Below are 12,934 nucleotides of genomic sequence, written 5' to 3'. Positions count from 1 at the left end.
GCGGCGTACGCCTATCTTGGCTATCGAAACCGATTCAGGAGAACCTTCCATGCCGACCAAAGCCGTGACCGATGCCAGCTTCCAGAGCGACGTAATCGAATCCGACAAGCCGGTGCTGGTCGATTTCTGGGCGGACTGGTGCGGGCCTTGCAAGATGATCGCACCCGCGCTGGAAGAAATCAGCGAGGAACTGGCCGACAAGGTTACGATCGCCAAGGTCGACATCATGGAAAACACCGATATCGCGGCCCAGATGGGCGTGCAGTCGATCCCGCTGATGGTGCTGTTCAAGGATGGCAAGCCTGCCGCACAGAAGCTGGGCGCCGCGCCGAAGGGCGCGCTCAAGGCATGGCTCGAATCCGAACTCTAATTGCCGATACGCGCGGCCAGTTCTTCCCACAGGGCAGGGCTGGCCGCCGCGATCATGCCCTTTCGCCCCCATTCGTCAACGCGATAGGGTGAGCCGTCGGGACGGGCGCACTTGCCGCCCGCTTCGTTGAGCCAGAGCGCGCCGGCCGCATGGTCCCACGCCAGCGTGCGTTCGAAGACCGAGACATCGTTCACGCCCAGCGCAAGGCGCGGATATTGCTCCGCCGCGCAATAGGGAATGTCGGCGAGCCGGTAGAACGGCGCGAGGTTGGTTTTCACATCTTCGCGCTTCGCATCGTCCATATAGATCATCGAGATTGCAGCCACTGGCGGCGTTTCGCCCGTTGCTCGTGCCGCGATGCGCTCTCCATTCACGAAAGCGCCCCGGCCGAAGATGGTATGGCAGAAACGCTGCTGTAGCGGATCGTAAATCCAGCCCGCCTGCGTCACGCCGTTTTCGGCCAGTGCGATCATCAGGCCGAATGGCGGCCGACCGGCGGCGAAGTTGCGGGTGCCATCGATGGGGTCGATGATCCAGCACAGGGCATCGCCCAGCCTGTCTGACAAGGATGGGTCCGCGTGAACCGCTTCCTCCCCGACAATGGCCGCTTCGGGCAAAATCTTTGCCAGCCCCTCGGCCAGCATTGCCTCGCTCTCCCGATCGGCCACGGTCACGAGATCACCGGGCGACTTCTCGACGATTTCGTGGGTTGCCAGCGACTGGTAGCGAGGCAGCACGACCGCTTCGGACACGCGCTGCATCAGGGCGTGAACCTCGGCGGTCAGGGCTGTGCTCACGTCCGGTAATCCGCGTTGATCGAAATGTAACCATGCGTCAGGTCGCAGGTCCAGACCGTCGCTGTGCCTTCGCCAAGACCGAGGTCGACGTCGATGCGAATGTCCTGTCCCTTCAGATGTGCGGCCACCGGCTCTTCGTCGTAATCGGCAAGCGGCAGGCCGTGCTTTGCCGCCCACGTGCCGCCGAACCCGATCGACAGCTTGTCGCGATCTGCCGGTTCGCCGGCCTTGCCCACGGCCATGACGACGCGCCCCCAGTTCGCATCCTCCCCGGCGATGGCGGTCTTCACCAATGGTGAATTGGCGATGGCGAGGCCGACGCGGTGGGCGCTTTCGTCCGAAACGGCACCGGTCACGGCGATCTCGATGAATTTCTGCGCGCCTTCGCCATCGCGCACCACCAGATGCGCAAGCTGGCGGCAGACGTCGTGGATGGCCGCTGCGAAAGCGTCCGCGCCGGGGCTGTCCACGTCGACAACCTCGGCATTGCCTGCCCGTCCCGTGGCAAAGGCAAGCACCGTGTCGCTGGTCGAGGTATCGCTGTCGACTGTGATGCAGTTGAACGTCGCGTCGCTGGCGGCCGAAAGGCATTTTTGCAGGAAGGCAGGGGCAACTTTGGCGTCGGTGAAGATATAGCCCAGCATCGTCGCCATGTCGGGCGCGATCATGCCGCTGCCCTTGATGATGGCGCTGAAATTCACGCGCGTCTCGCCGATCACCGCGCTTGCCGTTGCGCCCTTGGCAAAAGTGTCGGTCGTGCCGATCGTTTCTGCCGCGGCTTCCCAGTCGCACGGCTGGGCGGTCAGCGCGCTGGCGACGCCTGCCTCGGCCTTGTCCTTGGGCAGGGGCACGCCGATCACGCCGGTGGAAGAGACGAACACGTCACTGGGCTCGCAGCCGAGGTGCGCGGCGACTTGCGCCATGATCTGTTCCACCGCCTCTCGCCCGCGATAGCCGGTGAAGGCGTTGGAATTGCCGGCATTCACCACCAGCGCCCGCGCGCGGCCCAGCTTTACCTGTCCGCGACCCAGCTCGACTTCCGACGAACAGCACACGTTCTTCGTGAACACGCCGGCGACGCTCGTCCCTTCGTCAAGTTCTACGTAAGTGAGGTCGCAGCGGTCCCACGTCTTGTACTGCGCGCGCGCCACGCGGGGCACGGCGCCGGGAATCGCGGGCATGGCGGGGAACGGGCGGGCGAGCGGAGATCTTTCCATGATTGGCGCGGTTAGATGCATTGCCTCAATTGCGCAATCTTGAGCGTGTTTGGATATTCCAGAATACGTTAGGAATATTCCATGATTCTTTTGAAGCATCTATCGCTGGCCGTCGCGCTAACGGTCTTGAGTGCGTCGGCCAAGGCGGCGGAAGAAGCCGTGCCCATTGATAAGGGCGAGTGGATTACGTCAGAAGATTATCCGCCTTCTGCCACGGCTGAGGGGATCGAGGGGCGGGTGAAGGTGGAACTTTCAGTAGCTGCGACCGGGTTGCCTGTTGATTGCAAGGTTGCGCACGGCAGCGGCGATTGGCGGATGGACGATTATACCTGCCAACTGTTGCTGGAGCGGGCCAAATTCGAGCCTGACGCAGACATCGGATACGATGTGGCCAAATATCGAACATCGGTTGTGTGGCAATTGAATCCACGTAAACCGCTGGCCCCGGTCGATATTCGCGTGTCATTCGTCATCGATGAGGACGGCAATGTTTCGGATTGCCATGTCGATGCCCGCGCGGCGGATCTGCCTAAAAAGCCCTGTCCCGATGACGGGTTCTTCGAGCCGTTCACGGACTCGGAGGGTAATCCGGTCAAGAAACGGGTTACATTGAGGCAAAGCGTCGAAATCGATGACTTGGAATAACTCGGGAAACGGGTGGATTTTCGTCCGTTCAGTGCCTATCTTGTCGCAAGCATGAAACGGCTCCTCGCCCTTGCTGCCCTGATCCTGGGCCTGTCCGCGCTGGTCGCGCCGGCGCACGCGCGCCTGCATTACGATCCGCGCGATGCGGAAGTTTCACGTGTCGACAGGACTTGTACCGGGGTCGAAGCGATCCGCCGCGATGCGGAAGCGGCCCAGCCGCGCACCTCGCGCGCGAAGCGTAACCGCGAACTCGGCGCGCCTGCGTCGAAAGCGCCGCGCACCGTGCTTCTGCCGGTGATCATGCTGGCCGACCGGCCTCTCGAATAGAGACTTTCGCGGCACCGCGCATCCTTGCGCGGATGTCGCCCATATCCTTGATTTCGTGCGCGTTCTGCCGTGCGCCTTCCTGACATACCACCACCATTTCAGCGACGCCTGCCGTACATTCGCGCCGGCTCGCCAGTACAAGGAAAGACCCGACCCATGTTCGGATCCATTGCCAAGTCCCTGTTCGGCTCCTCGAACGACCGTTACGTCAAGTCGATGGGCAAGCTCGTCGAGCGGATCAACAGCCTTGAACCGCATTACGAGGCGATGAGCGACGAGGAGCTGCAGGGGCAGACCGCCGCGTTCCGCCAGCGGCTTGAAGCCGGCGAAACACTGGACGATCTTCTGACCGAAGCATTCGCCGTCGTTCGCGAAGGTTCCAAGCGCGTTTTCGGCATGCGCCATTTCGACGTGCAGATGGTGGGCGGCATCGCGCTCCACCGTGGCGAGATCGCCGAGATGCGCACGGGCGAGGGCAAGACGCTGGTCGCCACGTTGTCGGTCTATCTCAACGGGCTTACCGGCAAGGGCGTTCACGTCGTCACCGTCAACGACTACCTCGCCCGCCGCGACGCGGAGACGATGGGCAAGCTCTACAATTTCCTCGGCCTGACCGTCGGCGTCATCGTGCCCAACATGCACGAGCATGACCGCCGCGCCAGCTACAACTGCGACATCACCTATTCGACCAACAACGAGCTTGGCTTCGATTACCTGCGCGACAATATGAAGCACTCGCGCGAGCAGCAGGTGCACCGTCCGTTCAACTATGCCATCGTCGACGAGGTGGACTCGATCCTGATCGACGAGGCGCGCACCCCGCTGATCATCTCCGGCCCGACAGAGGACAAGTCCGAGCTTTACGTAACCATCGACGCGGTTGTGAAACAGCTGGACGAGGAGGACTTCGAAAAGGACGAGAAGACCAAGAACATCACGCTGACCGAGGACGGGGCGGAGAAGATCGAGCAGATCCTGCTCGCCGAAGGTCATCTCGAGACCGAGAACCTCTACGATTTCGAGAACACGCAGGTCGTCCATCACCTCGATCAGGCGCTGAAGGCCGTGCACATGTTCAAGCGTGACACGGACTACATCGTGAAGGACGACAAGGTCGTCATCATCGACGAGTTCACTGGCCGCATGATGGACGGCCGCCGCTGGTCCAACGGCCTTCACCAGGCGGTAGAGGCCAAGGAGGGCGTGAAGATCGAGCCCGAGAACCAGACGATGGCATCGATCACGTTCCAGAACTATTTCCGCATGTACCCCAAGCTTTCGGGCATGACCGGCACCGCCGCGACCGAGGCGGCGGAATTCTTCGACATCTACAAGCTGAACGTCGTGGAGATCCCGACCAACGTGCCGGTGCAGCGCGTGGACGAGGATGACCAGTTCTACAAGAACACGCACGACAAGTTCCGCGCCATCGCCGCCTCCATCCGGGAGCATAACGAGAAGGGCCAGCCGGTCCTTGTCGGCACCGTCTCGATCGAGAAGTCGGAACTGCTCAGCAAGTTCCTTGGCGAAGAGGGTGTGAAGCACTCCGTCCTCAACGCGCGCATGCACGAGATGGAAGCCCATATCGTGGCGCAGGCGGGCCGCCTTGGCGCGGTGACGATCGCCACGAACATGGCAGGGCGCGGCACCGACATCCAGCTTGGCGGCAACCTCGATTTCCGCATCGGCGACGAACTGGGCGACATGCCCGAAGGACCGGAGCGCGACGCGGCAATCGCGAAGATCAAGGAAGAGATCGCCGCCGAACGCCAGCAGGTGCTGGAAGCGGGCGGCCTGTTCGTGCTGGGCACCGAACGCCACGAAAGCCGCCGCATCGACAACCAGCTGCGCGGCCGTTCCGGGCGTCAGGGCGATCCGGGCCTGTCGCGTTTCTACCTCTGCCTTGAAGACGACCTGCTGCGTATCTTCGGCCCCGACACGCTGTTTGCCAAGATGATGAACTCCAACCTGGAGGATGGCGAGGCGATCGGTTCGAAGTGGCTGTCGAAGGCGATCGAGACCGCACAGAAGAAGGTCGAGGCCCGCAACTACGACATCCGCAAGCAGGTCGTGGAATACGACAACGTGATGAACGACCAGCGCAAGGTTATCTACGAACAGCGCGAAGACATCATGGATTCGGAGACCGTGGACGATGTCGTGGTCGACATGCGCAACGACACGGTGAACTGGCTGGTCGGCAATGCCTGCCCGCCCGGATCCTATCCCGAACAGTGGGATGTCGAAGGGCTGAAGGAGAAGATCGAGGAGATCTTCGGCGAACCCGCACCGATCGACGATTGGATGAACGAAGACGGGATCGAGCCCGAAGATCTGGAACAGCGCCTTGCCGCGATGGCCGATGCCAAGATGGACGCCAAGCTGGCCGACACCGAACCCGGCATCTGGCGGCAGGTGGAAAAGTCGGTCCTGCTGGACAGGCTGGACTACCACTGGAAGGAACACCTCGCGACGCTGGATGCGCTGCGGCAGGTGGTGTTCCTGCGTGCTTATGCCCAGAAGACGCCGATCAACGAGTACAAGCAGGAAGCGTTCGGCCTGTTCGAACGGATGCTGGAGGCGATCCGCGAGGACGTGACCAAGATCCTGATGACCAGCCAGCTGCGCATGCAGCAGCCGGAACCCGCCCCCTTGCCCGAACTGCCCGATTTCCTGACCAATCCGGACCTGATGACCGGTCATATCAACCCGCTGACGGGCGAGGACAACTCGAACGACGGCGACGGATCGGCACAGCGGCAGGCGCTGTTCGGCGCGCTGGCCGGATCGACTTTCGCACAGGCTGGACCGGGCGGTGCGGAAAGCGAGAACCCGTGGGCGGACATGGACATTTCGCGTAACGCGCCGTGCCCGTGCGGAAGTGGGAACAAGTACAAACACTGCCACGGGGCAGTTGCGTAATATCGCCTGGATTTCCTCTCCGGCGGGCTGCGAACGGCAGCTGACTGCGCTTCCGGTGCTCACGGCCAGAAAGGCCGCTGCGCGCCGGTTCTCGCCAGCTGCCGTTCTCGCTCCACCGGAACGAAAATCGATCTGCATGAGGCCGGCTATTTTCCGCGTTCGATAGTCACGAACGTGTCATGGTTGCACGGCAATTGCCTTGGAAACGTACCGTTTTCGGGGGCATTCTTGGACGTCGTCAACATCTTCATGAGCGACCCGATGGGGGAGGCGCTTGAACCGTTCGAGCATGACGGCATGCGCTTCACGTTCGACCGGCTCGACTGCAACGGCCCGCGTCGCCTTGTCGAAGGGCAGATGTGGGCGTTCGTCGACTGGGTGATGGACGAATGCTCCGGGCTGGAGCTTTGCCGCCGTCTTCGCGCCGATCCGCGCACTACCGATGCGCATGTCACGATGGTGCTGGAAGTGGACGATCCCGATGATCGCCGCCGTGCGCTGCGGGCCGGAGCCGATGACTACATGATCGGTCCGCTGGATCGTAACGCCGTGCTGGACCGTGTCTTCGCACTGCAGGAACGGCGCGGTCCGCGTCATTTTGCGCAGCAGGTGCGCGTAGGCAAGCTTACCATCGATCTCCTCGCGCTGCAGGCACGCTGGCACGACAGGCCGGTGCCGCTTCGGCCCAACGAATTTCGCCTGCTCCGCTTCTTCGCGGAAAACCCCGATCGCGTGCTGACGCGGATCGAACTGATCGAGGGGTTGGGCAAGCTCGACCCCCCGATCGACGAACGCACCGTCGACGTCTGGATCGGCCGCCTGCGCCGCGCGCTCAAAAGCGTGGGTGCGGGCGAAATGCTGCGTACCGTGCGGGCGATGGGCTACGTTCTCGACAGCCCGCCATCGTAAGCGGGTTCCAGATCGGCGCCCTAGATTGGCGGCGGTCCGTAGCGGCCGTAGTATTCGAGAACGTCGCTGCGCTTCTTGTCGTGGTGCGCCCCGCCGAAATCCTCCAGTTCGTCCGCGTCGTAGTGCGGGGCTTGTTCCAGCGCCGCCTTATCCAGTGAAACGATGTAGCCATGTCGTTCGGCATTATAGCCGAGCATGCTCCACGGTAGCGGGTGAAGGCGGTTGCCGATGCCGAGGAACCCGCCGAACGACATGATCGCGTGAACGACCTGGCCGCTTTCGCGGTCGATCGAAAGGTCGCGGATATGCCCGATCAGCCAGCCATCTTCATTGAAGACCGAGGTGTTTTCTACCCGGCTGGCGAGGATCAGTTTATGATCATGTGCCATCTGGTGCCTCCTCTCCCGAAAGACACCCGATCATACGCCTTTCCATGCGATAAGGCGAATCCCTGACGAAAAGGAAAAAGCCGGACCTCCCCGTGGGGAGGCCCGGCCCGAGGGACTGCTTTCGCAGGGTAGCTCGTTAGAATTCCATCGAAATGCCGAGCGAGAAGCTCGGGCCGACCTCGAACACGTTGTTGTCGACGCGGTATTCGCCGTTCTTCTGATATTCGAGGTTATCGCGACCGAAGATGTTGCGCGCTTCGAATTCCAGCTCGACCGGAACGCCCATGAAGTCGGCGGCCTGACGGGCCACGAAGTCCACGGTGAGACCGGGGTACTCAATAATGGCCGGAGCGTTGAAGTCGCGGCGCGTAACCCGTTTGCTCGCGTAGTTGAGCAGGAAGGTGTACTGGCCCGTCTCTTCTGAATCCTCCAGACCGAACTGCAGGTTCGCGACGTGGTCGGACTGCCCCGTCATCGGATCGCCGACATCGAAGAAGTTGTCGACGTCCGACACGGCATCGGCCAGGATCAGGATGTCGCCCTCGTCGAACTTTATGCTCGACTGCGAGTACGTGTAGTTCGCGTAGATCACGAAGTCCTTGTACTCGAGGAAGCCGGTGCCGTTCAGCGGTATGCCGTACTGTGCTTCGACTTCGGCGCCGTAGAGTTCGGCCTTCGGCACGTTTGCGAACGTGGTGTAGGTATTGCCCTGGATGGCAAGAACCACGGCCTCGATCGGGTTGTCGATTTCCTTGTAGAACCCGGCTAGGCTGAAGTGGTTGCGGCCCGAGATGTAGTATTCGGCCCGTGCTTCGAAGTTCAGCAGTTCGCTGTCGTTCAGGAACGGGTTACCCTCGTACTGGCGGTTGTTGTCGGGATCGAAATACGTCTGCTGCACCAGTTCGCGGAACTGCGGTCGGGCAATGGTTTTCGACGCGGCGAAACGAAGCTGCAACTGGTCGCTGGCTTCCCACGTGATCGTGGCGCTGGGCAGGAAGTAGTCGTTCGCGTTGTACGTGCCCGGCGATCCGGCGACCGGATCGTTGAAAATCGACTGGTCGAGCGCAACGGTTTGCTTCGCATCCTCATAGCGGATACCAGCTTCCATGGTGACGGTGTCGACCGGTAGATAGCTGAGCTTGCCGTAGCCTGCATGGATCGTCAGCGCCGCATCGAATGCGGGGAAGGGCGACACTTCGTTCAGGCGGACGTTGAAGCCCGCCAGCGTGGCGCCGTTGATCAAATCTCCCGGACGACGCAGGGCGACGGCGTTGAGCACCGAGCTGGTCAGGCCGAGCGGCACCATCGCTGGATCAGTCTGAACCTGCAGGTAGAATTCACGACGCGACGAGTAACGGGTAGTGTCGGAATAAGCGTAACCGACAGTGCTCGTCAGGTTGTCGAGCAGCTCGTAGCTGGCGTCGATGCCGCCGTACCAGAGCTCTTCCTTGAGGTCGTCGAACGAAGACGTGACCGGATCGACGTTGTTGATCTGGTTCGTGATGTTCGCGACGTAGTACCCGCCGGTCGGCGTGTTGAGGTTGGTCTTCACGTAGTTGAACGTGAGATTGTACGGTGCTTCGCGATCGGTGCGGGCATAACCGCCACGCAGGTCAAGCTTCAGCGGACCGAAATCGAACTCGCCGACAAGCTGGCTGTCCATCAGCTGGCGTTCGTACCAGCCGGTATTCTGGCGCACGAGGTCGTATTCATCCTCCACACTGTAGCCCACGCCAAGCCGTGCCTGCTTCAGGGTGTCGCGTATGTAGAGATTGGTGAAGCGGATCGTGTGATCGCCGATGTCCAGCCCTATGCCAAGCATGGCGTTGAACAGCATTTTCTGATCGGTGATGAAGGTCTGCCATTCATCGGTGATCTGCGACAGGTCCGAGTTCGCGCTTTGCGAGTGGACCGAACGGTTGCGCCAGCTGTTCTTCAGCGAAACAGTCGCGACCAAGCCGAGAACCGCATCGTCACCTACGTCGAACGAGGTGCCGGCGGTGATCGAGCCTGAGAAGTTGGGCGGCAGGTTGCCGTCCTTCGTTACGGTCGCAAGATTCGTCGGGAACAGTTGTGCGGCGACGCCTTCCTGTGTCTCGATCGGCGTGCTGGAAATACGCTCGCCGCTGGCAAGGAACGCGGCAAGGTTCGACGGGATGTCGCGGTTGCCGTTGTCGAAGCCCAACCAGTCGATGTCGGAGCCGTAATAGGTGATCCCGCTGCGGCCCAGCGTCTTGGTGTCGCCACCGGCCGATGCGCTGATCTTGAGGAAGCTTTCGTCGGGAATGGCGCGGGTCGTCAGGTTGATGACGCCGCCGCCGAATTCGCCGGGGAAGTTCGCCGAATAGGTTTTCTGCACCAGTGAGGATGCGATGACATTCGTCGGGAAGATGTCGAGGGGAACGACGCGGCTCAGCGGTTCGGGGCTGGGCAGCGGCAGGCCGTTCAGCATGGCGAGCGAGTAGCGATCGCCAAGGCCGCGAACGTAGACGCGGCCAGAACCGACCACCGACAGGCCGGTCACGCGGCCCAGTGCGCCGGCGATGTCGCCTTCGCCGGTGCGTGCGATGTCTTCTGAAGAGAGGACGGTGACGACCTGCGTCGATGCCCGGACAGGATCGCGATTACGGCGACCGGTAACGAGGATGGCGCCGCCCGGGATCGAGATATCGGGACCTTCATCCATTTCCTCGGCCGGATCGACCTGGCTCGCCATCTCTTCTTCGGCCGCTTCGGTGCTCGGGTCGTCGCCCGGCGGAACGCCGATGTCTTGCGCAAGTCCCGCAATCGGGAACGTGAGCGCGGTGGAGAGCAGGAGCAGCCCCGCGAGGCGCTTGCCGGTGGACATGGTGTGGAACCCCCTCAATGGTCCGGTACTTGGGAGATCGGCCGCGCGCGGCCGGTAAAGCGTGGAAGGGGAGGGGCCGGCCCGCGCGATGCGAAACCTGCCGCCTCCCCCGCCTTGTCAGTCTCAGTAGACGGGCAGCGTCGTGCAGGCGCCGGTGCCGTTACCGAAGGTCAGCGTCGACGAATCGCAGGTCCAGCCCAGCCACCAGTCGTCGGCTGCGCTCTTCACCGCGCCGATGTGATCGACGGTGTCGAAGAACGACGAGACGTTGGTCTTGGCGTCATAGAACGTGAACGCGTTGATCGCGTCGGAGTTGATGAAGCCGCTCGTGAGCGCGATCGTGAAGTTGTAGTTCACGTTGGTGCTGCCATCGATCAGGCCCTGGACCTGCGTACCGGTGACACCCGAACCGCCTTCGAACTTCGTCGTGCCGCAGCTCATGACATCCGACTGGAAGAACGGAGGGCCGGAGCCGGTGCTGTCGAAGGTCGCGGTTTCGTCGATGCGCAGGCAGGAAAGGCTGCCGGCATCCAGAACCGAGTTGACCAGCGAGAAGTCCGCACCGCCGCGCAGGCGAAGCGTACGGGCCGAAGTTGCGGCGCCGCCGACCAGCGTGGCATTCGAGATCTTCAGGTTGGTCCGCGGAAGGGCGGTGATCGGTTCGGGTGCGCTGTCGGGCGAGTCGAGTTCGACGAGGTTGTCGCCGCCTTCGGCGCGCTGCTTGGCGATGACATACTGCATCGTGGTCTGCGAACCGGTGTCGACGTCGATCGTGTCGTCGTCAGCACCAACGGCCACCACGTGCTTCATGTTCACGACGCCGCCGAAGAATTCCATGCCGTCGTCGGAGCTGTTGAAGCTCTGCCAGTGATCGATCGTGGTGCCCGAACCGATGCCGCCCAGGGTCAGCGACTGAAGCTCGCTGCCGCCGGTAAGCGCGAAGCCGGAGAAGCGGATCTGGAAGTACTTCATCGTGCCCGAGCTGTCGGCTGCGTTGCCACCGCCGTAGTACGTGGTCTGGTTGGTACCTTCCAGCTTCTGCTGGCACTGCCACTGGTTGGCGGCGGCCTTGTTGAAGGCGCCGTCGAAGCAGTCGGAAACCGGTGCGCGGCCAAGCAGCACGACGCCGCCCCACTGACCGATCGACGAGTCGGTGGCATCGCCAACGACGTTTTCACGGCTGGTGAAGATGATCGGCTTGTCGGCGGTGCCGACGGCATTGATCTTGTTGCCGCGGTGGACGACGAGATACGATTCGCCGTTCGGCTGTGTGCGGTTGCCGGCGAAGAGGATGACGCCCGGTTCGATCGTGAGCGTGACGTTGCTGTCGGCGCCGTAAACGATCGGAACGTTGTCGTCGGATGTGTCGGCCAGCGGGCCGCCGTCGGTGCCGACGTTCACGCGACCGTCCATCGCGTAGAGGACGCCCGGGATGTAGCGCAGCGTGGTGCTGGCGTTGAAAGTGTCGGGCAGGATGCAGACGCGGTAGCTGCCGGTGGGCACGCTCATCACGCCGTCGTCGGTCAGACCGGTCGAGCCGCTGATCGACGGGCAGGTGTCGGCAGCAGTCACGGTGCCGCTGGTCGGCGTCGGCGTCGGCGTGCCGCCGGGCGTCGGCGTCGGGTTGGTGATGATGATGTCGCCGCCCGTGCCGGGCGAGACGATCTGGTCGCCGCCGCAGGCCGACAGGGCCAGGACGGAGCAACCAACTACGAGCGATCGGGAGATATTTTTCACGGCGAGCGGTCCCCTCAAGTACCGGATGATTCGAATGGAGTTGCGAAAACTCGGGTTCGCGAGAGGTCAGCTAGGCCTGCCACGTGACAGTTTGTTTGCCTGTCCATGACAGTTCGGTTGCATTTCAAAACTTTTTTGCAGGTGCGCAATGTGACGGGTTTATGTCCCGAATGTGGCAAAAACCGCAGAATGCCGCGGGTCTGCGAATGTTACACAACGATGACAATGTTACATTTTCATTGCAGTTCTGCGCACTTCAACTCATTCTGGCTTCAAGATATCGGATATGGAGAGTTGGAATGGCTGTAACTTTCATCATGGCAATGGTCCTCGCAGCCGGCACCCAGGGCGCTGCGGACAAAGTCGACGTTGCATACGATGCCCTGTCGGAAGGGCAGTCGAAGGCGGCCATCGCGCAGCTTGAACCCGCAAAGGCCAGCGACGATCCCGCGCACCTCATTAATCTTGCCGCCGCATATGCCGCCGAAGGGCGTTATGCCGAAGCGCGCGCCGCATACGAACGTGCCGCCTATGCCGAGCGGTTCGAGCTTGAGACCGCGAACGGCGATTGGGTCGATTCGCGCGTCCTTGCCCGCAAGGCGCTGGCACAACTGGATCGCTCCGCCGTCGACACCCGTATGGCCAGCATGGAACAGTGACGAACCGGACGCGATAACCGGACGGGCGAGGGCAGGGCGAACGACGTTACGCATAGCGGCGATCCCCCATCGACCGCTGCGGACAAACGGGGGCACTCCTCGCTGAAGGGTCGG

General features: G+C 62.1%; 11 protein-coding genes. 6 read left to right on the top strand and 5 right to left on the bottom strand.

Annotated elements, in window-relative coordinates:
• The first annotated feature begins 49 nt into the window (after nt 1-49).
• Nucleotides 50-370 (top strand): thioredoxin, encoded by a 321-nt coding sequence (trxA, locus tag A7A77_RS01485; protein WP_066552575.1) that lies wholly within the window; start codon nt 50-52, stop codon nt 368-370.
• Here the strand turns inward: trxA and A7A77_RS01480 are convergent.
• Both A7A77_RS01480 and argJ read right to left on the bottom strand, forming a co-directional pair.
• On the bottom strand, nt 367-1,167 hold the full coding sequence (locus tag A7A77_RS01480; protein ID WP_425388531.1) for an inositol monophosphatase family protein: 801 nt from the start codon (nt 1,165-1,167) through the stop codon (nt 367-369). The genes trxA and A7A77_RS01480 overlap by 4 nt on opposite strands.
• Nucleotides 1,164-2,384: a bifunctional glutamate N-acetyltransferase/amino-acid acetyltransferase ArgJ gene (gene argJ / locus A7A77_RS01475; protein WP_066552463.1), complete on the bottom strand. Its 1,221-nt coding sequence runs from the start codon at nt 2,382-2,384 to the stop codon at nt 1,164-1,166. Before argJ ends, A7A77_RS01480 begins: the two co-directional genes overlap by 4 nt.
• A gap of 81 nt (nt 2,385-2,465) precedes the next feature.
• Here argJ and A7A77_RS01470 point away from each other — a divergent pair, with 81 nt between their 5' ends.
• The 4 genes from A7A77_RS01470 to A7A77_RS01455 all read left to right on the top strand — a co-directional run bounded on the left by A7A77_RS01470 (nt 2,466) and on the right by A7A77_RS01455 (nt 7,187).
• On the top strand, nt 2,466-3,029 hold the full coding sequence (locus A7A77_RS01470; RefSeq protein ID WP_066552461.1) for a TonB family protein: 564 nt from the start codon (nt 2,466-2,468) through the stop codon (nt 3,027-3,029).
• A 12-nt stretch (nt 3,030-3,041) separates the two neighbouring features.
• Nucleotides 3,042-3,356 (top strand): hypothetical protein, encoded by a 315-nt coding sequence (locus tag A7A77_RS01465; RefSeq protein WP_216635527.1) that lies wholly within the window; start codon nt 3,042-3,044, stop codon nt 3,354-3,356.
• Nucleotides 3,357-3,512: 156 nt separating this feature from the next.
• Nucleotides 3,513-6,278: a preprotein translocase subunit SecA gene (secA, locus tag A7A77_RS01460; RefSeq protein WP_066552459.1), complete on the top strand. Its 2,766-nt coding sequence runs from the start codon at nt 3,513-3,515 to the stop codon at nt 6,276-6,278.
• Nucleotides 6,279-6,506: 228 nt separating this feature from the next.
• Nucleotides 6,507-7,187, top strand: coding sequence for a response regulator transcription factor (locus A7A77_RS01455; RefSeq protein ID WP_245638351.1), 681 nt, complete (start codon nt 6,507-6,509; stop codon nt 7,185-7,187).
• Nucleotides 7,188-7,207: 20 nt separating this feature from the next.
• Here the strand turns inward: A7A77_RS01455 and A7A77_RS01450 are convergent, their stop codons facing one another.
• From A7A77_RS01450 to A7A77_RS01440, 3 genes are all read right to left on the bottom strand, one after another.
• Nucleotides 7,208-7,576 carry a PRC-barrel domain-containing protein gene (locus A7A77_RS01450; RefSeq protein ID WP_066552457.1) on the bottom strand — a complete coding sequence of 123 codons (369 nt, stop codon included), beginning with the start codon at nt 7,574-7,576 and terminating at the stop codon, nt 7,208-7,210.
• A 136-nt stretch (nt 7,577-7,712) separates the two neighbouring features.
• On the bottom strand, nt 7,713-10,424 hold the full coding sequence (locus A7A77_RS01445; protein WP_066552456.1) for a TonB-dependent receptor domain-containing protein: 2,712 nt from the start codon (nt 10,422-10,424) through the stop codon (nt 7,713-7,715).
• A gap of 123 nt (nt 10,425-10,547) precedes the next feature.
• Entirely contained in the window at nt 10,548-12,161 is a 1,614-nt protein-coding gene (locus tag A7A77_RS01440) for a hypothetical protein (protein WP_066552454.1), read from the bottom strand.
• Nucleotides 12,162-12,460: 299 nt separating this feature from the next.
• Here A7A77_RS01440 and A7A77_RS01435 point away from each other — a divergent pair, with 299 nt between their 5' ends.
• Entirely contained in the window at nt 12,461-12,820 is a 360-nt protein-coding gene (locus tag A7A77_RS01435) for a hypothetical protein (RefSeq protein WP_066552453.1), read from the top strand.
• Nucleotides 12,821-12,934: the final 114 nt, after the last annotated feature.

The organism is Croceicoccus bisphenolivorans (assembly GCF_001634625.1).
In the GTDB taxonomy this organism is placed as follows: domain Bacteria; phylum Pseudomonadota; class Alphaproteobacteria; order Sphingomonadales; family Sphingomonadaceae; genus Croceicoccus; species Croceicoccus bisphenolivorans.
This window is presented reverse-complemented; position numbering and strand designations above follow the sequence as displayed.